The sequence below is a fragment of the Pseudolabrys sp. genome (assembly GCF_050250095.1).
Lineage (GTDB): Bacteria > Pseudomonadota > Alphaproteobacteria > Rhizobiales > Xanthobacteraceae > Pseudolabrys.
In genome coordinates, this window is the sequence record NZ_JBFWPH010000008.1 from 25,591 (window position 1) to 48,250 (window position 22,660).

The window sequence follows — 22,660 nt, forward strand, 5'->3', positions numbered from 1 at the left end:
AGGATTGCCCGGCCCCTCAAGGCGAATTAACGGCCCAAGTGTAAGTCTGGATGGCGAAAACCGCGGAAATCGGTGCGTCATTTCATGCAACGCGCGAAGGCCAGCGAGATCTGGACGAGGTGGCGTCCCGGCATGTCGGGGCGCGCGGCCTTTTTCAATACTATCCGCGGCCGCATCCTGATCGCATTTCTGGTGATGAGCGCGATCACCGGCGCGCTCGGTCTCTACACGACGCAAAGCACCCGTGACACCGGCCTTCTCGTCGAAAAGACGTTCGATCGCTCGTTGATGTCGATCAACTACGCGCGCGCGGCAGCGACGGACTTTGCCGCGATGCGCGCGGCGTTTGCGCGGCTGTGGATCGCTTCCGAGCCCGAGACCCGTGCGAAGCTCGAAATCGAAATCCAGCGGCTCGCCCGGACGCTGAACGAAGACCTCGATATCGCCGCGCAGCGCTCGCAATCCGAGCGGGCGACGCAGGCCGCCCAGCGTGTCGCGCGCACGGTTGAAGTGTGGAAGACGATACGCGAGCGGCTGCTCGATACCAATGTGAGCGACGCCAACTGGGAGTCGCTCGACCGCTACGCCGACAAGGTCAACGAGCAGATCGACCTTCTCATCAACTACACCGCCGGCGACGGCTTCATCTATCGCCAGACCGCGCGCGCGACGGTCGCGCGGGACGTGCAGCTGAATTTCGCCGGAACGCTGCTGGCGATCTTCCTGTCGGCAATCGTGACCTGGCTGCTCGCGCGGCGGATCGTCGGGCCGGTCGCCGCCGCTTCCAACATCGCGGGACAGATCGCGCGCGGCAAGCTGGACGTCGTGATCCCCAAGGACAGCTCCGACGAACTCGGTACGTTGCTCGATTCGATGGGCATCATGCGCGACAACATCAAGGCGGCGATGGAGCGCGAGGTCGGCCTGCGGCAGTCGGCGCAGTCTCGCCTGTCCGACGCGCTGGAGAACTCGCAGAAGGGTGTTGTGCTGGTCGACGCCAACGACCGCATCGTGCTGGCGAACGGGCAGGCTGCGGCGTTCTTCAGGGTATCGCAGAGCCTGTTCACGCCCGGCATGCGGGTCGGCGAGGTGCGCGAGGCGATCGAGGCGTCCGCCGGCGCCGGCCGCCTGCTGACACGGCCCGACTACTACGAGCCGGGCACCGAGCAGATCAAGCTGAACGACGGCCGCTGGCTCAACGTCAGCCAGAGCCTGACGCGCGACGGCGGCTTCATCGTCGTCTGCGGCGACGTGACGGAGACCAAGCGGCAGGAGGAAGCGCTGCGCGCGACCAATCTCCGCCTCGACGCCGCGCTCGATAACATGACGCAGGGCCTGTCGCTGTTCGACGCCGAAGGCCGGCTCGAGGTGATCAACCGCCGTTATCTGGAAATCTTCGGCCTGACGCGCGACATGGTCGGTCCCGGCGCGACCTTCCTCGACCTTCTGGAACTGAGCGTCGCGGCGGGCAATCATCCCGGCAAGACCGCGCAGCAGGTGATGGCCGAGCAGCACGAGTTCCTGCGCACCAGCCCGACCGGGATGCGCCTGCTCGATATTTCCGGTCGCGTCATCTCCTGTGTTTATCGCCCGACCCAGTCCGGCGGCTTCGTCGCGACCTATGAGGACGTCACCGAGCGCCAGCAGGCCGAAACCAAGATCATGCATATGGCGCGGCACGACGCGCTGACCAATCTGCCGAACCGCGTGCTGTTCCGCGAGACGATGGAAGCGGCGCTGGCGAGCGGCGACAAGCTTGCCGTGCTGTTCCTCGATCTCGACCGCTTCAAGAGCGTCAACGACACGCTCGGCCATCCGGTCGGCGATGCGCTGCTGTGCGAGGTCACGCGGCGCCTGCAGTTGACCGTGCGCGGCGCCGATACCGTGGCGCGGCTCGGCGGCGACGAATTCGCCATCATCCAGATGGGCGGCATTCCGGGGCAGGCGACCGATCTCGCCGTGCGCATCATCGAGGCGATCTCCGAGCCGTTCGACATCATGGGCCATCAGGTTGTGATCGGCACCAGCGTCGGCATTGCGGTCGCGCCGACCGACGGCAACGAGCCGGACCAGTTGCTGCGCAACGCCGACATGGCGCTTTACCGCGCCAAGAGCGACGGCCGCGGCACCTATCACTTCTTCCATCCGGAGATGGATTCCGCGCTGCAGGCGCGCCGTTCGCTGGAACTCGATCTGCGCAAGGCGCTCGGCAACGGCGAGTTCGAGCTGTACTACCAGCCGATCGTCAAGCTTGAGACCGGCGTGCCGTCCGGTTTCGAGGCTCTGCTGCGCTGGCGTCATCCGGAGCACGGTCTGGTTTCGCCGGACAAGTTCATTCCGATCGCCGAGGAAATCGGCGTCATCGTCTCGATCGGCGACTGGGTGCTCAAGCAGGCCTGCCTGGACGCTGCCGCCTGGCCGGACAATCTCAGCGTCGCGGTCAACCTGTCGGCGGTTCAGTTTCGCAGCCCGACGCTGGCGCTGTCGGTCGTTTCCGCGCTCGGCACCTCGGGCCTCGCGCCCGGCCGGCTCGAGCTTGAGATCACGGAAACGGTGCTGCTGCAGGACGACAAGTCGGTGCTCGACACGCTGCACCAGATGCGCGATCTCGGTGTCAAAATCTCGATGGACGACTTCGGCACCGGTTATTCCTCGCTCAGCTATCTGCGCAGCTTCCCGTTCGACAAGATCAAGATCGACCGCTCCTTCATCAACGAGCTTGGCAAGAAAGAAGATTGCGTCGCCATCATCCGCGCGGTGTCGCGGCTGGGCTTGAGCCTCGGCATGATTACCACCGCCGAAGGCGTCGAGACCAAGGAGCAGCTCGATATCCTGCGCGCCGAAGGCTGCACGCAGGGGCAGGGCTATTACTTCAGCCCGCCGCGGCCGGTGTCGGAAGTCCCCGCCATCCTGAAAAAGCTCAAGCCGCGCACCCGCGCCGCCTGACGCGGCCGGCTATTACGCATCGGGCCGGCAGCGCCGGAGATAATTCTCGGCCGCGTCGCGTCCGAGCAGCCGCCCGACCGTCATCGTCTTGCCCGGCACATGCGCGAATACCGCGCCCGCGAATGCGCGCAGCGCCGCCTCCTGTTGCGGCGCGATAGCTTCCGGCTCGCCCTCGGGCACCGCAATCACTTTATGGTCGGTCTCGCCGTCCTCGATCTGTTCGAGCAGGCCGATGGGCTTGCAGGCGACGGTTGCGCCGAAGGCCAGCGGGCGGCTCGTCAGCACGAAGCAATCGACCGCGTCGCCGTCGCCGCTGACGGTGCCGATCACGAAGCCATAGGCGAACGGATAGGCGGCCGAGATCGGCGCGGTTTTCAGATGCTGCAAACTGCGCTCGTCGAACGTCTTCTTCTCGCGCGCGCCCGCTTCGTTTTCGATGAAAACCTGCATGTCTTCCGTCCGATCCGCGCCGCATCTTACACGGCTTTTTTGTCGCTTGGATCGCAGGAAATCAATCAGCTAGGCTTGCCGCCGGAATGAGGGGGCGATCATGGCCGGGACACTGACACGCGAAACCACCGTGGCGCGGTTGCGCGCCGAGCGCGCTGCCGGCCGTGCGATCTACGACGCGCTGTGCGGCACCGGCATCACCGCCAAGATGGCGGCGCGCGGCGGCGCCGACCTCATCACCACGCATTGTCTCGCCTACTTCCGTATGCAGGGCATGAGCTCGATGGCGGGCTATCTGCCGATCTGCGACGCTAATGCGCTCACCCTCGAACTCGGCGAGCGCGCGCTTCTCAACGTTGTGCGGGACACGCCACTGATCGCCGGGCTGCTCTGCCCCGATCCGACCCGCGACATGGCGCGCTTTCTGCGACGCATCGCGGAAGCGGGTTTCCACGGCGTGATGAACTGCCCGACGGTGGCGCTGATCGACGGCAAGTTCCGCAGCGATCTGGAAGAAACCGGCATGGGCTTCGTGCGTGAGATCGACGTGCTGGGCGAGGCGTCGCGTATGGGGCTGTTCACCAAGGCGTTCTGCACAACGCCGGACGAGGCGCTGGCGATGGCGGAGGCCGGCGTCGATAACATCATCGTTCATTTCGGCAACAGCTCCGGCGGCACCATCGGTTCGAAGACGGTGCTGGCGGCGGACGTCGCGCTCAAACGCACGGCGGCGGTGCTTGATGCATTGGCAGCGAAATACGCGGACCGCATCGTCACCTGCCACGGCGGCGCGATCGAGACGCCGGAGCAGTTCGCGGAGTTCCTCAAATCCGAGCCGCGGCTCGACGGCTATGTCGGCGGCTCCTCGGCGGAGCGTTTCCCCGTCGAGCAGTCGGTGACGGACGCCACGCGCCGTTTCAAGGCGGTGAAGCTGGCGAACAAGAAATAGGGGCATTTCGCTTGCGCAAGCCCGCTGTCTGTCTGCTCGCGACCCTCGACAGCAAGCATGAGGCGATCCGCTTCATGCAGCAGGCGTTGCGCGAGGCGGGCGCCGAGCCGTGGCTCGTGGACCTGTCGTTGCGTCCGCATGCGCAGGATTTCGCCGATGTCGGCGGCGCCGACGTCGCCAAGGCGTCGGGCATTGGATGGGACGACCTGCGTGCGCTGTCGCGCGCCGAAGCAGCCGAGCGGATGATCGGCGGCGGCGCGGCCATCGTCGGCGCGAAATTCGCTCGCGGTGAGATCGACGGGCTGATCGGTCTCGGTGGCGCCAACGGCTCGACGATGGCCTGCGCCATCATGCGGCAGCTGCCGCTCGGTGTGCCGAAGGCGATGGTGACGCCGGTCGCCGCCACCGCGGCCGTGCAGTGGTATGTCGGCGAAAGCGACATTGCGATGTTCCCGACCGTCGGCGACATCTCGCTCAATCGCGTCACCCGCGCGGCGATGTGCAACGCCGCGCACGCCATCGCCGGCATGGCGTCGGCGCGGCGCGCGCAGGCCGAACGCGGCCCGCCGCTGATCGGCGTGTCGTCGTTCGGCAATACGCAGCCGGCGGTCGACTGCATCACGGCCTTGCTCGAGGCCGACGGCTACGAAGTCATTCACTTCCATGCCTCCGGCCCCGGCGGCCGCGCGCTGGAATCGCTCGCCGCGCGCGGCGAGCTGGCCGGCGTCATCGATCTCACGACCTCGGAACTGACCGATCTCGTCACCGGCGGCGTCTACAGCGCAGGCGAGGGGCGGCTGACGGCGGCGGGCGCCGCCGGCATCCCGCAGGTGGTGGTGCCGGGTTGTCTCGACTTCACCAACTGGTGGTTCGGCGCGGTGCCGGAGCGTTATCGCGGCCGCGCTTTCGTTCAGTACAACGTCGAAATTCTGTTGATGCGTACCAGCGCCGAGGAGTTCGCCGCGCTCGGCAAGCTGATGGGCGAGCGGCTCGCTACCGCAAAAGGGCCGGTCACCGTGCTGATTCCGCAAAACGGTATGAGCGCGCTGATGGCGCGGCGCATGACGGACATCGACGGCAACGACGCCGGGCCGTGGGCGCAGCCGGACACCGATCGTATATTCGTCGAAATGCTGCGCCGTCACTTCACCGGTGAGATCCGCGAATTGCCGCTGCACATCAACGACGAAGCTTTCGCGCGCGCCTGCGTGGCGGCGCTTACACCCGCTCTGCGTTGAGATAGGCGAGGCGGGCACCGCAAAAGGCGCAGACGAAGCCGAGGCCGAGCGCGGTCAGGCTGGCGATCACGTCGACCGCGCCGCCCGCCGCGCCGGTCTTGCTCAACACACCGGCGACGGTCGCCACCACGACGACGATGGCGATCAGGAAGCCGCGGGCGAGCCGGTAGACGAAAGCCTGCCCGCGCGCGGCGGCGATCAGATAGATGCCGGCCGCCCAGCCGCCGACGAAGCCCGCGCCGGCGGTCGCCCACCAGGCGATCGCGGCGATGAACTGCTGCTTGCTGGTCGGTTCCGCGGTGCGCAAGCCGGCGTCGATGCCCAGCCCCAGCACGGTCAGCGCAATGTGCACCGCAAGCGCGGCGAACACGCCACAGGCGATCGCCGTCGCATAGTGCAGATTGCGGGAAGAGAAATTGTCCATCGAACGCCCAGGCGGCGGCCGGCCGGAACGGGGCCGCCGCCGCTATCGTTGCCGCAGGCAACGGGGACGATCAAGTTTGATGTAGCGCCGCCGCGGGGCCTCTCCGCGGGCGGCGGGGTCGTTCAGGCTGCCGTCAGGCCACCTTGCGCCGCGGGTTCAACAGCTCGTGGAATTCCCGCTCCAGCGCCTCCAGCGCTGCGCGGCGCGCCGGCGTCATGAGGCTCGCGGCGCGCGCCGTCTCCGCCCCGCCGTCGTTCGCCTGCAATTGCCGGTCATCGAGCGTGTCCGTGCGCATTCCGGTATCCCCCTGTGCCGCATATCGGTCGGCAAGAGGTAACTGAGTCGCGACTATCCGTGGATAACCCCGGCCTCAATTTGTTTCGCGTGTTGCATTGCCGCGACAATTGACAGTCGCGCGCGGCGCGAAAGTGATTCGCTTCGTCGCCCGTTTCAGAGCCGGATCGGCTAAAGTTTGCCGGCCGGTTTGGATTGAAACGAGGGTGATCGCGATGATGACGTCCCGGATTGCCGTGCTGCTGACCGGCCTCGCGGCCGGCCTGATGATCGCCTGGGCGGCGCCTTACGGGCGGGCGCATGACGACGCCGCGCTCGCCAAGGCGGCGCCGAAGAACAACCCGCTCTTCATCAACATGACGAGCGGCGACACCTGGCGCGGCTGGATGGGGCTGCACTTCGCGCATGCGACGCTGAAGATGGGGCATCCGGTCGCCGTGTTTCTCAATCTCGATGCCGTCAAGCTCGCCGCCAAGAGCGGCGATCAGGAGAAGAAGGACAGCATGCGCCGCGTGCCGCGCGACATCCTGGCGGACTTCATCCGCGACGGCGGCGTCGTGTTGATGTGCGGGCCCTGCATGCAGGAATTCGGTCTGAAGACCGCCGACCTCGTCGACGGCGTGCAGATGGGCCGGCCCGGCTACACGCAGGGCTTCATCTTCGCCGAGAACGCGCGGACGCTGACGTGGTGAAGGACCGGCGGGCCTAAAGCTCGCCGATCTCGCGCAGGATTTCCTCGGTGTGTTCGCCGAGCAGCGGCGAGGGGCGGCCGGAGGATTGCGGCACGCCGTCCATCACGATCGGCGTGCGCAGGCCGGGGATCGAGCCTTTCTTTGCCGCCTTGCTCGGCATGTCGATCCGCATGCCGCGGTGGATCACCTGCGGATCGTTGAACACCTGTTCGATGTTGTTGATCGGCCCGGCCGGCACGCCGACCGCCTCGAGCTTGGCGAGCAGGTCGTCGCGCTTCATCTTCTTTGTGTAGGCGGTGAGTTCGGGAATGATCTTGTCGCGGTTGGTCAGCCGGCCGACATTGTCCTGATAGGCCGGATTGCCGGAAATCTCCGTCGCGCCGAGCACACCGCACAGCTTGTGGAACTGGCTGTCGTTGCCGCTGGCGATGATGAGATGGCCGTCGGCGGCGGGGAATTCCTGATAGGGCACGATATTGGCGTGCGCGTTGCCGAGCCGGGTCGGCACCTTGCCGGACACCAGATAATTCAGCGCATTGTTGGCGAGAATGCCGACCGTCGAGTCGACCAGCGCGGTATCGACATAGGCGCCCTTGCCGGTCCGCTCGCGCTGGGCCAGCGCGGCGAGGATGCCGACGGTCGAATAGACGCCGGTGAAGATGTCCGACACCGCGCCGCCGACCTTGACCGGCGGGCCGTCCGGCATGCCGGTGATGTCCATCAGCCCCGCCATGCCCTGCGCCATCAGGTCGTAACCGGCGCGCTTGGCATAGGGGCCGGTCTGGCCAAAGCCGGTCACCGAGCAGTAGATCAGCCGCGGGTTTTCCGGCGCGAGGCTCTTGTAGTCGAGGCCGAACTTGGCGAGGCCGCCGACCTTGAAGTTCTCGATCAGGATGTCGGAGCGGGCCGCGAGCTTGCGGATGATGCGCTTGCCTTCCTCGGTGTCGAAATCGACCTCGATCGACCGCTTGCCGCGGTTGGCGGAATGGAAATAGGCCGAGCCGATCGGCTTGCCGTCGGTTCCTTCGACGAAAGGCGGACCCCAGGCGCGGGTATCGTCGCCCGGCCCCTTGCGCTCCACCTTGATGACGTCGGCGCCGAGATCGGCAAGGATCTGACCCGCCCAGGGCCCGGCTAAAATCCGGGCAAGTTCCAGCACGCGCAGGCCGGCCAACGGCTTCGACATCTTCTAAACTCCGACTTGGATTGCGTCGCGATGGGCCGGTTTATAAAGAGGCCCGGCAGCACATGCCAGCGCGGGTTTCCCGCGTTGTGCGGTGCGGTCATGTCGCGACTTTTTCACCGCTTCGCGCTGGCCTGCCCAACGCGCGCTGGCTAAAGTGCCGCCGATGCCTTTCGCCGCCGCCACCTAGACGGGGGTTCGCGGCCAACCCGCGCGGGCATCCCGCCACCATATGCGGGGTATCCCGCAACCAAGAAACTGATGAGGAGGAGAACAATATGAAGCTCACGACGATGCTTTTTGCCGGCGCGACGGTGCTGGCGCTGTCGATCCCGGCGCAGGCGCAGGTCACGCTCAAGGCGTCGCACCAGTTTCCGGGCGGCAAGGGCGATCCGCGCGACGAAATGGTGCAGATCATCGCCCGCGAGATGAAGGCCGCCAATGTCGGCGTCGAAATCCAGGTCTATCCGGGCGCCTCGCTGTTCAAGCCGAACGACCAGTGGAACGCCATGGTCAACGGCCAGCTCGACATGTCCTCGTTCCCGCTCGACTACGCCTCGGGCAAGGTGCGCGCCTTCAGTGCGACGCTGATGCCGGGCCTCGTGCGCAACCACGATCGCGCGCAGCGGCTGAACAATTCGCCCTTCATGAAGGAGATCAAGGCGAAGATCGAGAAGGCCGGCGTCGTCGTGCTCGCTGACGCTTGGCTCGCCGGCGCTTTCGCGTCGAAGAAGGGCTGCATCCGCACTCCGGCCGACATGAAGGGCCTCAAGATCCGCTCCGCCGGCGCGACATTCGCGGCGATGTGGCAGGAGGCCGGCGCTTCGATCGTCTCGATCCCGTCGAACGAAGTCTACAACGCACTGCAGACCGGCGTTGCCGACGCGACCGACACCTCGGCCGGCAGCTTCGTGTCGTTCCGCCTCTATGAGCAGGTGAAGTGCATCACCGCCCCTGGCGACAACGCGCTGTGGTTCATGTACGAGCCGGTGCTGATGTCCAAGAAGAGCTTCGACAAGCTGTCGAAGGCCCAGCAGGCTGCTCTGATGAAGGCGGCCAAGAAGTCCGAGGAATACTTCAACGCCGAGACCCGCAAGCTCGATGAGAAGATGGAAGCGGCGTACAAGAAGAACAATGTCGAGGTCATTCACCTGACGCCGGCCGAGTACGACCAGTGGCTGAAGGTCGCGCAGAACTCGTCCTACAAGCGGTTCTCGAGCGAGGTTTCCGACGGCAAGAAGCTGATCGATGAGGCGCTCGCCGTTAAGTAATCAAGTCATGCGGCCGGCTGCATCGCGCAGCCGGCCGTTTTCTTACCGACCGTTCCCTTGAGGAATTCATGGATCTGTTCATCCGCGGAGTGAGGCGGCTCTCCTTCGCCTGCGGCCTGTTCGCCGCTGCGCTGATCGTCGCCGCCGTCGTCATCGTCTGCCAGATGGTTTTCATCCGGTACGTCCTGAACGACAACACGATCTGGCAGACCGATTTCGTCACCTACAGCCTGGTCGCCGCGACCTTCATCGGAGGACCCTACGTTCTGATGACGAAGGGGCACGTCAATGTCGACGTGGTGCCGATCTATGTGGGGCAGAATTCGCGCTGGTGGCTCGCACTCATCGCCATCGTCGTGTCGCTCGGCTTCGCACTCGCCATGACCTGGCTCTCCTTCCAGTTCTGGCACGAGTCGTTCGAGAACAACTGGCGGTCGGACACGATGTGGCGCGCGCGGCTCTGGATTCCTTACGCGGCGATGCCGTTCGGCCTCGGCGTGCTGTCGCTTCAGTATATCGTCGATCTGATTTGTCTCGTCACCGGCCGTGAATATCCGTTCGGCATGTCGCCCGATCAGGCAGGCCCGTCGCTGACTGAGGCCGGCATATGAGCCCGACCGTCCAGGGGTTGATCGTCCTCACCACGACGGTCCTGCTGCTGCTCACCGGCGCGCCGGTTGCCTTCGCGCTCGGTGCGATCGGGATCGTCTTCCTCGTTCTCTTCCAAGGAGTCGATTCGCTGCGGGTCGCGGCTGAAACGCTGTATTCCGGCCTGTACGACTTCACGCTGGTGTCGATCCCCATGTTCATCATGATGGGCGCGGCGATCGGTTCCTCGCCCGCGGGCCGCGACCTCTACACCGCGCTCGACCGCTGGCTTTACCGCGTGCCCGGCGGCCTCGTGATCTCCAATCTCGGTGCTTGCGGCATCTTCGCCGCGCTCACCGGCTCCTCGCCCGCGACCTGCGCCGCCATCGGCAAGATGGGAATTCCGGAAATGCGCAAGCGTGGCTTTCCGGACGAAGTCGCTGCCGGCTCGATCTGCGCCGGCGGCACGCTGGGCATCCTGATCCCGCCGTCGATCACCTTCATCCTCTACGGCATCGCCACCGAAACCTCGATCGGCCGGCTGTTTCTTGCCGGCGTGCTGCCCGGCTTGCTGCTGCTCGGCCTCTTCATCGCCTGGACGATGTTCTATCTCTGGATGAGGGGCGAGCGGCAATATGAGGCGACGTTCCGCTACAGCTGGAAGGAAAAATTCGACGCCATTCCGAAGATCGCGCCTTTCATCCTGATCGTGATCGGCGTGATGTACGTGCTCTACGGCGGAATCGCGACGCCGTCGGAGGCCGCCGGCGTCGGCGCGGCGATGTGCGTGCTGCTTGCCGTCCTGATTTACCGCATGTGGAATCCGAAGGAGTGGTGGGAAATCCTCCGCTCGACCACCCGCGAGTCCGTCATGATCCTGATGATCATCGGCACCGCGGTGCTGTTCGGCTACATGCTGACGTCGCTCTACATCACCCAGACGCTGGCGCAGGCGATTGCCGACGCGGACGTCAACAAATGGGTGCTGATGGGCCTCATCAACCTTTTCCTGCTCGTTTGCGGCTGCTTTATCCCGCCCGCCGGCATCATCCTGATGACGGCGCCGATCCTGCTGCCCATTATTACGGCAGCCGGCTTCGATCCTGTCTGGTTCGGCGTCATCCTGACCATCAACATGGAAATCGGCCTGATTACGCCGCCGGTCGGTCTCAATTTGTTCGTCGTCAACGCCATCGCGCCGGATGTGCCGACCAACAAGATTCTTTGGGGTGCGCTTCCCTATGTCATCTGTATGATGCTGGCGATTGTGATCTTGTGCTTCTTCCCCGAAATCGCCACATGGCTGCCGGACCATCTGATGGGAGCTGTTAAAGGGCATTAGATGAACACCTCGTTTTTCGGGGAACTTCTGCAAACCATTTCGGAGCGGGGGCGGGCGCTGCTGGCGCGCGACCGCCGCGGCAGCGATGCGGCGCGCTCCGAGGACCTGATCGACCTGTGCGAGCACCTGCTCTCGGGACGGGGCGAAGCCTCGGGCGTGGCGCTTGCGCGCGACATCCTGCGCCGCTACGGCGAACTGACGACCGGTCCGCGCATTGCGTTTTTCGAGGCGCTGGCGAAGCGCTTCGGCACCGACAACGAGCGCCTCGCGGCGGCGATCGCCCGCTGGCAGAACGACGCCGGGGATACCGCGACCGCGGAGCTTCATGCCGCGTCCGAGCCGCGCCGGCAGGAGCTGTTCCGCCGGCTCAATCTCGCGCCCGGCGGGACCGCCGCGCTGGTGCATATGCGCGAGCAGCTGATGGACGCGCTGGCGCACCGCGACGACCTCAAGGCGGTCGACAACGATTTCGTTCACCTGTTCTCGTCGTGGTTCAACCGTGGCTTCCTGGTGCTGCGCCGGATCGACTGGTCGACGCCGGCGATCATCCTGGAGAAGATCATCCGCTATGAGGCGGTGCATCAGATCCACGACTGGGAAGACCTGCGCCGCCGCATCGATCCGCCGGACCGGCGCTGCTTCGCCTTCTTCCATCCAGCGCTGATCGACGAACCGCTGATCTTCGTCGAAGTCGCGCTGTCGCGCGACATTCCGGGCGCGATCGCGCCGATCCTCGCCGAAGCGCGCGAGATGACGGAGCCGGACCGGGCCCGCACCGCGGTGTTCTATTCGATCTCGAACTGCCAGCGCGGCCTCGCCGGCGTGTCGTTCGGCAGCTTCCTGATCAAGCAGGTCGCGGAAGAACTCACCCGCGACATTCCGCGTCTCAATACCTTCGTCACGCTGTCGCCGGTGCCGGGCTTTGCCGCCTGGCTCGCCCGCGAATTGAAAGATCCGGCGTCGCCGGCGGCGGCCGAATTCGACGTCGCGGCGCTGGCGAAACTGTCCGATCCGCAGTGGTGGGAAAACCCGGAGACCGCCGAGGATCTGCGCGCTCCGGCGATGCAGGCGGCGGCGTGGTATTTCCTGCGCGCGCGCAACCGGCGCGATCTGCCGGTCGATCCCGTGGCGCGTTTCCATCTCGGCAACGGCGCCCGGCTCGAGCGCATCAACTGGCTCGGCGATATGTCGGGCAAGGCGCTATCGAGCGCCCACGGGTTGATGGTCAATTATCTCTACGATCTCGACGAGATTGAGAAGAACCACGAGGCCTATGCGGAGCAGCGCACCGTCGTCGCCTCCAATGCGGTGCAGCGGCTGTTGCGGCCGACGACGGCGGCCGAACTGGTGCCGATCGCCGGCTAATAGTTACCCGTTCACCCCCGCGAAAGCGGGGGTCCAAGACTAAGATAATCGCGCTTCTATGTGGCTCTGGATTCCCGCTTTCGCGGGAATGAGCGGAGTGTCTTTCAGGCTTTCGGGTCAGGACTTTCCGTAAACCGGCACGATGCCGCCGCGCGACACGCGGTTGTCCGGCGATGCGAGGAAGGCGATCGTCGCCGCCACTTCCTCGACTTTCGGCCAGGCATCGAAGTCCGCCTTCGGCATCGCCTTGCGGTTGGCCGGCGTGTCCATGATCGAGGGCGCGACCGCGTTGACCAGAATACCGTTTTTCGCCACTTCCTCGGCAAGCGCGGCCGTCAGCGCGGCAACGCCGGCCTTTGCCGCCGTATAGGCCGCCATCCCGGCGCCGCTGCGCCATTCGAGCGCCGGACGCGCGGCGACGTTGACGATGCGGCCGCCGTTTGCGCCCTCTGGGCCCGATCGCTGCATCGCCCGCACCGCTTCGCGGCAGCACAGGAAGCAGGAGGTGAGGTTGGTCTCGATCTGCGCGGTGAAATCGGTCTTGCTTGTCCTGGCGAACGGCGCGGCGGCAAACCCGCCGGCGAGCTGGATCGATGCCCACAGCGACGGCACGCCGTCGTAAAGCCGCGTCACAGCGGCTTCGTCGGCGAGGTCGCTGTCGCCGATCATGGCGACGCGCTCGTGGCTGCGATAGGCGAAGCGTTCGGCGTCCGCCGCGTGGCGATAGGGGATGCGGCAATGCGCGCCGGCCTCGAGCAGCAGGCCGGTCACCGCGGTGCCCAGCGCGCCCGCGCCGCCGGTGATGATGACGTGACGTCCGGCGAAATCCATTTCGCCCGTTCTCCGGTCAGCCCCTGCTGCGCTTCACCCGCGTCGGCAGCACCTGGTATTCGATCCAGTTGGCGACCTCGCTGGTGCGCAGCTTCTTGTCGAGCACGTTCTTGCTGATGCCGAACCGCCACGCGAGCCGCTTGCAGTCGGGGTCGCGGTCGAGCGTCTCGAGGTCGGCGGAATAGGTCTTGATGTCGTCGGTGTTGAGGAAGAAGCCTTCGTCGATCAGCCGCGCACCGATGCGCCGGGAAATCGCCGCAAGCTCGCGCAGCGGATATTCGGGGTGATACTGCACGCCCCACGCGATCGTGCCGTTGCGGCGGATTTCCGCGCTCTGCACGTCCGACACCGCGTTGGTGGCGAGAACGGTCATACCGGGCGCCAGCGTCTCGACCTCGTCGAGATGGACCGTCGGCGCGTTGAAGATCTCCGGCTTGCCGATATACATCGGATGCTTGCGGCCGGACTCGGTGAGGCGGATCGAACGGCCGAAGCCAAGCTCGCGGCCTTTCGGATTCTTGCGCACGGTGCCGCCGGCGGCGACGGTGAGGATCTGCAAGCCCCAGCAGGAGCCGAACACCGGCGTGCCGGCATCGAGAAAGGCGCGCACCAGTTCGATCTGCCGCGTCACCGCAGGGCCGCCGTTGTAGACGTGGAGCGAGGAGCCGGTGATGGCGACGCCGTCATAGACGAGCAGCTGTTCGCCTTCCGGCAGCACGGCAGCGACATCGCCCGGCATCGCATGGTCGACACGGGCGCCCGGCAGCAATTCGCGCAGCAGGTCGGAGTAGCCCTTGTGCGCCGGAGTGCCGCCCGCGGTCAGGTGTTCGGCCAGCGTTTCGGGAGAGTTCCCTTCGATAACGAGCAGGCGAGGCAAAGGCATGAATTCAGAATATCACGCGAGTCTTTCCGAAATGTATGTATCCACCGTCTTATGGCGGCGTTAAGGCAAAAATGCCGTTTTCTCCGCGATATCTGTGGCTTCGGCGGCGGCTGCGGGGCCGGCTCCTTGAGTCGGCGGCGGCGCGCGCTCATTCTGCCCGCGGTTTCGCGATTCGGCAGTCCATCCGGCAGTTATGGCGACCTACGATCTGGCCATCATCGGCGGCGGCGTCAACGGCGCAGCGATCGCGCGCGATGCCGCCGGGCGCGGACTGCGCGTGCTGCTGGTCGAGCAGGGCGATCTCGGCTCCGGCACCTCGTCGGCCTCGAGCAAGCTGATCCACGGCGGCCTGCGCTATCTTGAGCACGGCGCCTTCCGTCTGGTGCGCGAGGCTTTGACCGAGCGCGAGCTGCTGCTGCGCAGCGCGCCGCACGTCATCCGCCCGATGCGCTTCATGCTGCCGCCGGCGCCGGGCCTGCGCTCGGCGCTGAAACTGCGCTTCGGTCTGTTCCTCTATGACCGGCTCGGCAATCGCAAGGCGCTGCCGCCGACGCGCACCGCGGATCTCACGCATCATCCGGTCGGCGTGCCGCTGCAACGGTCTTATCGCTTCGGCTTCGAATATTCCGACTGCTGGGTCGACGATGCGCGGCTCGTCGTGCTGAACGCGATGGATGCCGCCGAGCGCGGCGCGGCGATCCGTCCGCGTACCCGCTGCGTGCGCGCCGAACGCAGCGCGGAGTGGGAACTGGTGCTCAACGCCCGCGGCCGGCGCGAGGTTGCGACCGCGCGCGTGCTCGTCAATGCCGCAGGGCCGTGGGTCGATCAGGTGTCGGAGAACATCCTGCGCCTGACCTCGCAGCCGCACGCCCGTCTCATCAAGGGAAGTCATATCGTGGTGCGGCGCATGTTCGACCACGACCGCGGCTATACGCTGGAGGCGCCCGACGGCCGCGTCGTTTTCGCGCTGCCCTTCGCGCAGAATTTCACCTTGATCGGCACCACCGACGAGCCCTTCGTCGGCGACGTCAACGCGCCGGCGCCGAGCCCCGGCGAGCTGACCTATCTGATCGACGTGGTGAACCGCTATTTCCGCCACAAGGTGTCGATCGACGATGTGGTCTGGGCATTTTCCGGCATCCGTTCGCTGTACGACGACGGCTCCCGCAAGCCGGAGGACGTCACCCGCGACTATCACCTCACGCTCGACGAGAAACGCCGCGTCGCGCCGGTGCTGACGATCTATGGCGGCAAGATCACCACCGCGCGCAAGCTCGCGGAAGCGGTGTTCGAGCGGATCGGCAAGTTCTTCAAGATGCATCCGCCCTGGACGCATCACGCGACGCTGCCCGGCGGCGACTTCGCGGCCGACGAGTTCACCGTGCAATTGACGCGCGCCCGCAACCGATGGCCGTTCCTGTCGGCCGACACCGCCGCGCGGATGGTGCAGGCCTACGGCACCCGGATCGATCGTATCCTCGGCGAGGCAAAGTCGTTCGACGACCTCGGGCCGCGTTTCATCGGCGACCTGACCGGCGCGGAACTGCGCTATCTCGCCGCGCAGGAATGGGCGCAGACCGCCGACGACGTGCTGTGGCGCCGCACCAAGCTCGGCCTGATGGCGAGCGGGCAGGACCGCGAGGAAATCGCCCGCTTTCTGGCGAAAACGCTCGAGACGCCCGCGAAATAACCGCGTTTGCGCGTCCCATCATGGTTAGCGAATCCTTTCCGCGATCCCCGCTCTGCTGGAATACCGGTTTACGGCTTCGTGACGGGACTGTGCTTTAATCAACCTCGTCGAATTCCAGTGGCAAAGCGGAAACCGCTATGACGATCGACAGCAAGCAGATGGCCGCGCACCTTGCCAACCTCAAGGTGCTGCTCGTCGACGACGAGCATTACATGCGCAAGGTCGTACGCACGTTGCTGATGAGCATCGGCGTGCGCGAGATTCATGAAGCGCCGGACGGCCTGTCCGGGCTCGACGCCATTCGCACGCTGGCGCCCGACGTCGTCATCCTCGACTGGGAGATGCCGGGTCTCGACGGCGCCGGCTTCCTGCGCATCGTGCGCCAGCCCGAGACCTTCCCCTATCCGGCGGTGCCGGTGATCATGCTGACCGGCCACGGCGAACGCTCGCGCGTCGTCAAGGCGGTCGAGGTCGGCGTCAACGAGTTTCTGCTGAAGCCCGTGTCGTCCAAGGCGCTCTACGACCGCCTGGTGTCGATCCTCGCCAACCCGCGTCCGGTGGTCCGGCAGGGCAATTATTTCGGCCCGGCTCCGCGCCGGATCGCCACCATCCGCGCCGATGCGCAGGGCGATATCGCCGACCTCGTGCTGCTGAACTGACGCGGCGGGCTTGTCTTTCATGCGGGCATGATCTTTGCCCGAAAACCAGTTCCCGCTTTTCGGGATCATGCCCCCGGAAATCCTGTGTTTTCAGGCGGTTCCGTCTTTACGGGACCGTAACGCTGGCCGTGGTCATATCCCGCCCGAGCATGGACCCGTCGCGCGCCGGGGTCTGGACGGGATCATGATCAACGCCAAGCAGGTCGAAGTTCTCATTTCGCAGCTGAACGTTCTCGTCGTCGACGACAACGCCTTCATGCGCAATATCGTGCGCAGCCTGCTCACCAATATCGGCGTCAAGAAGGTGTTCGAGGCGCCGGACGGCATCGCCGGCCTCGAGGTCATCCGCAGCGAAATGCCGGATATCGTCATCCTCGACTGGGAAATGCCGATGCTCAACGGGCCGGAATTCGTCCGCATCGTGCGTTCGCCCGGCGTGTTTCCGCTCCCGGATATTCCGATCATCATGCTCACCGCCCACGGCGAGCGCTGGCGGATCGTCGAGGCGGTGCGCCTCGGCGTCAACGAATTCCTCTGCAAGCCGGTTTCGGCCAAATCGCTGCATGAGCGTTTCATGTCGATCCTGCTCAAGCCGCGCGCCAGCGTTCAGGTCGGCGCCTATTACGGCCCGCAGCCGCGCAAGTCCGCGCTCGAGCAGGAGGCCGGCGTCGGTGACGCGGCGACCAGCCCGATCGTCGCGGTCTGAGCGTTCCCGGCTGATGGAATCGAAGTCTGAGCTGTAGTTTTACTGTTGTCGCGTTTTCTTCACGCGAACCGGTTCCCGCTTCGCTCGAAAACGCTCCGTCCCGCCTGTTGACCTTTGCGCGCGCGCCGCTAGCTTGCCGGCGGGCCGCCTGGGGACGAATGGCGGGAGCGGGGTGAGCAGGAATTGGCCGGCGATAGCAGCGATATTCTGATCCGGTTCGACAACGTGACGAGGCGGTTCGGTCAAACCGTCGCGGTCGATGGCCTGACGCTCGATATCCGCAACAACGAATTCTTCGCGCTGCTTGGACCCTCCGGCTGCGGCAAAACGACCTTGCTGCGCATGCTCGCCGGCTTCGAGATGCCGGACGTGGGCCGCGTGCTGCTCGGCGGCGCCGACATCACCGCGCTGCCGCCGCACCGGCGCCCGGTCAATATGATGTTCCAGAGCTACGCGCTGTTCCCGCATCTGAGCGTCGAAGGCAACATCGCCTTCGGGCTGAAGCAGGAAGGTCTGCCGAAAGACCAGATCGCGTCGCGTGTCGCGGAGATGCTGGCGCTGACGCGGCTCGACGGTCTCGGCGGCCGCCGCCCGGATCAGCTGTCCGGCGGGCAGCGCCAGCGCGTCGCGCTCGCGCGCTCGCTGGTCAAGCGGCCGCGCGTATTGCTGCTCGACGAGCCGCTCGGCGCGCTCGACAAGAAGCTGCGCGCCGAGACGCAGTTCGAGCTGATGGCGCTGCAGCGCAAGCTCGGCACCACCTTCGTCATCGTCACGCATGACCAGGACGAGGCGATGATCCTGGCCGACCGCATCGCGGTGATGAATCGCGGCACGGTCGCGCAGGTCGGTCCGCCGGCCGACATCTACGAGCACCCGGCGTCGCGCTGGGTGGCCGAATTCGTCGGCGACGTCAGTCTGCTGGAAGGCCGCGTCAATGCCGGCGGCGCCGTCGAAACCGCGAGCGGCACGTTCGGCGGGGCAGGCGCGGCCAAAGTCGGCGACAAGGTGTGGCTGGCGCTGCGTCCGGAAAAAATCCGCATGGCGTCGGCGCGGCCGGCCGATGGCAACGCGGTCGCCGCCACCATTCTCGATGCCGGCTATCTGGGCGACGTCACGCTCTATCAGGCGCGGCTCGCCGACGGCACGGTGATGAAGGTTTCGACGCCGAATACCGAGCGCGCCGGCGGCGCTTTCAAAAGCGGCGAGGCCGTCTGGCTGTCGTGGCCGGCGGCGGCCGCCGTGCTGTTGAGGGAATGATGACGGCGCACGGTCGTCACGGAGGAGGCTGGGGCGGGCGGCTCGTCGTGCTCGCGCCCTATCTCTGGCTGGTGCTGTTCTTCCTCGTGCCGTTCGTGCTGGTGCTGCGCATCAGCCTGTCGCAGATCGCGATGGCGCAGCCGCCCTATCTGCCGGCATTCGACTGGTCGGCCGGTTGGCAGGGCGCGCGCGACTTCGTCGCCGGCCTGTCGTTCGAGAATTACCGGCTGCTCGGTTCCGATACGCTTTATCTGTTTTCCTATCTGAAGAGCCTGCAGGTCGCGACCGTCTCGACGCTGATCCTGCTCGCGATCGGCTTTCCGATGGCCTACGGCATGGCGCGCGCGCCGCGCCGCTGGCAGCCGATGCTGCTGATGCTGGTCATCCTGCCGTTCTGGACCTCGTTTCTGATCCGCGTCTATGCGTGGATCAACATCCTGCAGCGCGAGGGTCTGTTGAACGATGCGCTGCGCGCGATCGGGCTGATCGACGAGCCGTTGACGTGGCTTGCGACCGACACCGCGATCTATATCGGCGTCGTCTATTCCTATCTGCCTTTCATGGTGCTGCCGCTTTACGCGGTGCTGGAAAAGATGGACGACACGCTGCTCGAGGCCGCGGCCGATCTCGGCTGTCCGCGCTGGCGCGCGTTCTGGGCCGTCACCGTGCCGCTGGCGGTTCCCGGCATCATGGCCGGCTCGCTGCTCTGTTTCATTCCGGTGATGGGCGAGTTCGTCATCCCGGACCTGCTCGGCGGCTCCGGCACGATGATGATCGGGCAGACGCTGTGGCTCGAATTCTTCTCGAACAAGGACTGGCCGGTGGCCTCCGCGCTCGCGGTCGTGCTGCTCGCGCTGCTGGTCGTGCCGATCCTGTTCTACGAGCGTCTCCAACAGCGCACCATCGAGGGGAGCCGCTGATGCGCCGCTTCTCCGCGATCAATGTCACGGCGGTGGCGCTGGGCCTTGCCTTTCTCTATCTGCCGATCGCCATCATGGTGATCTATTCGTTCAACGCCTCGCGGCTCGTCACGGTGTGGGGCGGCTGGTCGCTGCAATGGTATGCCGCGCTGCTCCACGACGAGGCGATCCGCGACGCCGCATGGGCGAGCCTGCGCATCGGCGTCATGTCGGCGACGCTCGCGACCGTGCTCGGCACGCTGGCCGCGGTGGCGCTGGTGCGAATGGGCCGATTCCGTGGTCGGATGCTGTTTTCCGGCATGGTCTATGCGCCGCTGGTGATGCCGGAAGTCATCACCGGCCTCGCATTGCTGCTGCTGTTCGTCGCGCTCGATCTCGGCCGCGGCGTCTGGACGGTGACGCTCGCGCATACCACGCTGACGATGTGCTTCGTCACCGTGGTTGTGCAGTCGCGGCTCGTGAGCTTCGACCGCTCGCTGGAAGAAGCCGCGATGGACCTCGGCTGCCCGCCTTGGAAGACGTTCTTGACGGTGACGCTGCCGCTGATCGCGCCGGCGATTGCGGCCGGCTGGATGCTCGCCTTTTCCCTGTCGCTCGACGATTTGGTGATCGCGAGCTTCACGACCGGTCCCGGCGCGACCACGCTGCCGATTCGCATTTATTCGCAGGTGCGGCTTGGCGTGAAGCCGGAGATCAACGCGATCTGCACCATCCTCATCACCGTCGTCGCGCTGGCGACGATCGTCACGTCGCTGGTGGCGAAACGCGACGCGGCGCGCCGCGACCGCGCGGCGCTCGGCGCGCAGCTTTAGCCGCTGAAATCACGCCTGCTGAAAGAACGCTTATTGCGCCGGGGCGGTTTGGGTTTCCGCTGCGGGCGTCGCAATCGCCGTCGGCGCACCGGCAGCCGCGGCGTTCGGCGTCTCTTGTGCCGCAGTAGCGTTGCCGTCGGCTGTTGCCGCCGGCGCGCTGTCGGGGCGCGGTGAGCCGCCGGTGATCTGCTTGATCGCGGAGCGCACGGCGTCGCGGGCCTTCTTGTCGCGCACCGCGTCGAGCAGCGGCGCGGCGGCGCCGGAGCGGCGGATCAGGATCTGCGGGTCCGGCAGCATGATCGGGTCGTCCCACGAACCCTCGACGAAGAACGGCAGCTCGAACTTCGGCGTCTTCTCGCTGCCGGCGCCGGTCAACAGGCCGGCGGTGCCTTTCAGCGACAATTCGCGGGTCGGAATCAGCGCCGAGCCGGTCAGCGCCAGCTGCACCGAGGGGCCGGACACCCGCGCATCGCTGATGGTGGCGACGCCCTTGGCGATGCGCAGCACCACCGTCAGCTTGTCATAGGGTGTGCGGCCGGCGCGGAAATCGCCGCCGCCGGACAGCGGGCTGCGCTCGAGCCGGCGCAGCAGTTGCTCGACGTTGAGGCCGAGCAGCGAGCCTTTTTCGCCGTTGACGCTGGCGCTGCCGGTCAGCGTGCGCGTCAGCGCCAGGATGCTGTCGCCGGAGCCTTCGAGCGCGAGCACGACGTTGCCCTTGCCCTCGAGGCGATGCATGCCGAGCAACTGGCCGAGGCAGGCCGAGAGGTCGACGCCCATGAACTGCATCTGCGATTTGAGATCGACGCCGGTCTCGAAATTGGAGATCGTGAACGAGCCCTTGATGACGCCGTTGAACGCCTGCGACTCGCCGATCGCCACCGAGAGATGCCCGCCGCGCAGGTTGGCGCCGATCGCAGTGCGGCCGAGGGTGGCGCCGGGCAATACGACATTCGCCGCCGACAGCCGCAGGTCGACGTCGAAGGCCGCGAGGCCGTCGAGGCTCAGCGGCGCGTTGTTCCACTCGCGCTGGCTGGTCGCGAGCAGGCGCACCGTCGCCACATAGGGCGACAGGTCGATCTTGTCGGCGGCCAGCGTGCCTTGCAGCGTCTGCCGGCCGTCGGTCGCGAAGGTCAGCACGCCTTCGGCCTTGTTGCCGTCGAGTTCGACATTGACGTTCGACAGCGCGATCGTGCCGCCGACCACGTTGGCCTGCGCCTTGAGCGCGAAGCGCTCGAAGCCGCCGCCGGGCAGGGGCTTGCGGCCGGCCCAGACCATCGTGTCGCGCAAGTTGGCGGCGTCGGCCGCCAGCGTGCCGTCGACCTTGAGCGTCGGCTTCATGCTGAAGTTGCCGTCGAAGGCGGCCTTGGCGGTGGTGCCGGCGATGCGGAACTTGAGACCGGACTGGTTGCCGGCCAGCGCCGCCGCGAAGTCGCTCATCGTCAGGCTGCCGTCCATCATCTGGCCGTGCCAGCGGAACCGGCCGGTGGCGCCGAAGCTCTTCGAAATTTGCGGCCAGGCGAGCGACATCTCGACATCGTCGAGGCGCTCGTCGATGCCGCGCTTCATGTCGCGGAAGATGATGGTGCCGCCCTGAATGCGGATCTCCGAGAACAGCGGCGTCTCTTCGCTGCCCGCCTTCTGCCCGCTCTCGAGCCGCTCGAGCAGGTTCGACCAGTTCGAGTGGCCGTCCGCGCTCACATGCAGCGCGATCCGCGGACGTTCGAGCGTCACGTCGTCGATCTCGGCGCGGCCGATCAGCAGCGGAAAGAATTTCAGATGCGCGACGAGGCGCTCGGCGGTCAGCGCCGGTTCGCCGCCCTGGGCCGGGCCACTCTGGCCCATCCTCACGTCGGCGAAGCTGACGGTGCCGGAAGGGAATAGCGACACCGTACCGACGCCGCGAATCTCCGGCTCGAAACCGGTCACCGAGCGAATTTCGGACTGCACCTTGTCGCGAACCGCGTCGGTCGACACCAGATGGTTCAACGCCATCAGGATGCCGCCGCCCAGAATGAAGGCGAACGCCAGTGTCAGACCAAGCCGCTTAAAGCCGGTTGCTACCGTCAAGAGACCGATATTCCGCGTGTGTCACGTCCGTGGGCGGACAGAAATATACCACCCGTCGCGGGCACGCCAACCGTGGCGGTCCTCTGTGACGCT

General features: G+C 66.0%; 21 protein-coding genes. 14 read left to right on the forward strand and 7 right to left on the reverse strand.

Translation table 11 applies throughout. The features are described 5' to 3' along the window. Positions 1–84: 84 nt before the first annotated feature. Positions 85–2,946 carry an EAL domain-containing protein gene (locus AB7F10_RS18900; protein ID WP_428563747.1) on the forward strand — a complete coding sequence of 954 codons (2,862 nt, stop codon included), beginning with the start codon at positions 85–87 and terminating at the stop codon, positions 2,944–2,946. 12 nt (positions 2,947–2,958) lie between these two features. Here the strand turns inward: AB7F10_RS18900 and AB7F10_RS18905 are convergent, their stop codons facing one another. Continuing rightward, complete coding sequence (locus AB7F10_RS18905; protein ID WP_428563744.1) at positions 2,959–3,396, reverse strand: inorganic diphosphatase; 438 nt, start codon at positions 3,394–3,396, stop codon at positions 2,959–2,961. A gap of 100 nt (positions 3,397–3,496) precedes the next feature. On the opposite strand from AB7F10_RS18905, the gene AB7F10_RS18910 reads away from it, so the two are divergent. Both AB7F10_RS18910 and AB7F10_RS18915 read left to right on the forward strand, forming a co-directional pair. Beyond that, positions 3,497–4,345 carry a phosphoenolpyruvate hydrolase family protein gene (locus AB7F10_RS18910; RefSeq protein ID WP_428563741.1) on the forward strand — a complete coding sequence of 283 codons (849 nt, stop codon included), beginning with the start codon at positions 3,497–3,499 and terminating at the stop codon, positions 4,343–4,345. 11 nt (positions 4,346–4,356) lie between these two features. Continuing rightward, entirely contained in the window at positions 4,357–5,583 is a 1,227-nt protein-coding gene (locus AB7F10_RS18915) for a Tm-1-like ATP-binding domain-containing protein (RefSeq protein ID WP_428563738.1), read from the forward strand. Here the strand turns inward: AB7F10_RS18915 and AB7F10_RS18920 are convergent. Both AB7F10_RS18920 and AB7F10_RS18925 read right to left on the reverse strand, forming a co-directional pair. Further along, positions 5,564–6,007: a hypothetical protein gene (locus AB7F10_RS18920; protein ID WP_428563735.1), complete on the reverse strand. Its 444-nt coding sequence runs from the start codon at positions 6,005–6,007 to the stop codon at positions 5,564–5,566. The two genes, AB7F10_RS18915 and AB7F10_RS18920, sit on opposite strands and share 20 nt — an antisense overlap. 133 nt (positions 6,008–6,140) lie before the next feature. Next, positions 6,141–6,302 carry a hypothetical protein gene (locus tag AB7F10_RS18925; RefSeq protein WP_428563732.1) on the reverse strand — a complete coding sequence of 54 codons (162 nt, stop codon included), beginning with the start codon at positions 6,300–6,302 and terminating at the stop codon, positions 6,141–6,143. 214 nt (positions 6,303–6,516) lie between these two features. Between AB7F10_RS18925 and AB7F10_RS18930 the strand changes: the two genes are divergently transcribed. Then, positions 6,517–6,993 (forward strand): DsrE family protein, encoded by a 477-nt coding sequence (locus AB7F10_RS18930; protein WP_428563729.1) that lies wholly within the window; start codon positions 6,517–6,519, stop codon positions 6,991–6,993. 13 nt (positions 6,994–7,006) lie between these two features. Here the strand turns inward: AB7F10_RS18930 and AB7F10_RS18935 are convergent, their stop codons facing one another. After that, positions 7,007–8,179: a CaiB/BaiF CoA transferase family protein gene (locus AB7F10_RS18935; RefSeq protein WP_428563726.1), complete on the reverse strand. Its 1,173-nt coding sequence runs from the start codon at positions 8,177–8,179 to the stop codon at positions 7,007–7,009. Between the two features lie 275 nt (positions 8,180–8,454). Here AB7F10_RS18935 and dctP point away from each other — a divergent pair, with 275 nt between their 5' ends. From dctP to AB7F10_RS18955, 4 genes are all read left to right on the forward strand, one after another. Then, positions 8,455–9,447 (forward strand): TRAP transporter substrate-binding protein DctP, encoded by a 993-nt coding sequence (gene dctP, locus AB7F10_RS18940; RefSeq protein ID WP_428563723.1) that lies wholly within the window; start codon positions 8,455–8,457, stop codon positions 9,445–9,447. Between the two features lie 68 nt (positions 9,448–9,515). Then, complete coding sequence (locus AB7F10_RS18945) at positions 9,516–10,058, forward strand: TRAP transporter small permease (RefSeq protein ID WP_428563720.1); 543 nt, start codon at positions 9,516–9,518, stop codon at positions 10,056–10,058. Beyond that, positions 10,055–11,377, forward strand: a complete 1,323-nt coding sequence (locus AB7F10_RS18950) for a TRAP transporter large permease (protein ID WP_428563717.1) — start codon at positions 10,055–10,057, stop codon at positions 11,375–11,377. Before AB7F10_RS18945 ends, AB7F10_RS18950 begins: the two co-directional genes overlap by 4 nt. Beyond that, positions 11,378–12,742, forward strand: a complete 1,365-nt coding sequence (locus AB7F10_RS18955) for a malonyl-CoA decarboxylase (protein ID WP_428563714.1) — start codon at positions 11,378–11,380, stop codon at positions 12,740–12,742. Between the two features lie 117 nt (positions 12,743–12,859). Here AB7F10_RS18955 and AB7F10_RS18960 read toward each other — a convergent pair whose 3' ends face one another. Both AB7F10_RS18960 and AB7F10_RS18965 read right to left on the reverse strand, forming a co-directional pair. Beyond that, the gene (locus tag AB7F10_RS18960; RefSeq protein ID WP_428563711.1) at positions 12,860–13,573 is read right to left on the reverse strand and encodes an SDR family NAD(P)-dependent oxidoreductase; all 714 of its coding nucleotides are present in this window, start codon (positions 13,571–13,573) and stop codon (positions 12,860–12,862) included. A gap of 16 nt (positions 13,574–13,589) precedes the next feature. Next, positions 13,590–14,456, reverse strand: coding sequence for a type 1 glutamine amidotransferase (locus AB7F10_RS18965; RefSeq protein ID WP_428563708.1), 867 nt, complete (start codon positions 14,454–14,456; stop codon positions 13,590–13,592). A 193-nt stretch (positions 14,457–14,649) separates the two neighbouring features. On the opposite strand from AB7F10_RS18965, the gene AB7F10_RS18970 reads away from it, so the two are divergent. The 6 genes from AB7F10_RS18970 to AB7F10_RS18995 all read left to right on the forward strand — a co-directional run bounded on the left by AB7F10_RS18970 (position 14,650) and on the right by AB7F10_RS18995 (position 20,500). Beyond that, on the forward strand, positions 14,650–16,146 hold the full coding sequence (locus AB7F10_RS18970) for a glycerol-3-phosphate dehydrogenase (RefSeq protein WP_428563705.1): 1,497 nt from the start codon (positions 14,650–14,652) through the stop codon (positions 16,144–16,146). 137 nt (positions 16,147–16,283) lie between these two features. After that, positions 16,284–16,805: a response regulator gene (locus AB7F10_RS18975; RefSeq protein WP_428563702.1), complete on the forward strand. Its 522-nt coding sequence runs from the start codon at positions 16,284–16,286 to the stop codon at positions 16,803–16,805. Positions 16,806–16,989: 184 nt separating this feature from the next. Further along, positions 16,990–17,511 (forward strand): response regulator, encoded by a 522-nt coding sequence (locus AB7F10_RS18980; protein ID WP_428563699.1) that lies wholly within the window; start codon positions 16,990–16,992, stop codon positions 17,509–17,511. Positions 17,512–17,694: 183 nt separating this feature from the next. Beyond that, positions 17,695–18,768 carry an ABC transporter ATP-binding protein gene (locus AB7F10_RS18985; RefSeq protein WP_428563696.1) on the forward strand — a complete coding sequence of 358 codons (1,074 nt, stop codon included), beginning with the start codon at positions 17,695–17,697 and terminating at the stop codon, positions 18,766–18,768. Beyond that, positions 18,768–19,688 carry an ABC transporter permease gene (locus tag AB7F10_RS18990; protein ID WP_428563693.1) on the forward strand — a complete coding sequence of 307 codons (921 nt, stop codon included), beginning with the start codon at positions 18,768–18,770 and terminating at the stop codon, positions 19,686–19,688. Before AB7F10_RS18985 ends, AB7F10_RS18990 begins: the two co-directional genes overlap by 1 nt. Next, positions 19,688–20,500 (forward strand): ABC transporter permease, encoded by an 813-nt coding sequence (locus AB7F10_RS18995; protein WP_428563690.1) that lies wholly within the window; start codon positions 19,688–19,690, stop codon positions 20,498–20,500. Before AB7F10_RS18990 ends, AB7F10_RS18995 begins: the two co-directional genes overlap by 1 nt. 30 nt (positions 20,501–20,530) lie before the next feature. Here AB7F10_RS18995 and AB7F10_RS19000 read toward each other — a convergent pair whose 3' ends face one another. Then, positions 20,531–22,567, reverse strand: coding sequence for an AsmA family protein (locus AB7F10_RS19000; protein ID WP_428563687.1), 2,037 nt, complete (start codon positions 22,565–22,567; stop codon positions 20,531–20,533). Positions 22,568–22,660: the final 93 nt, after the last annotated feature.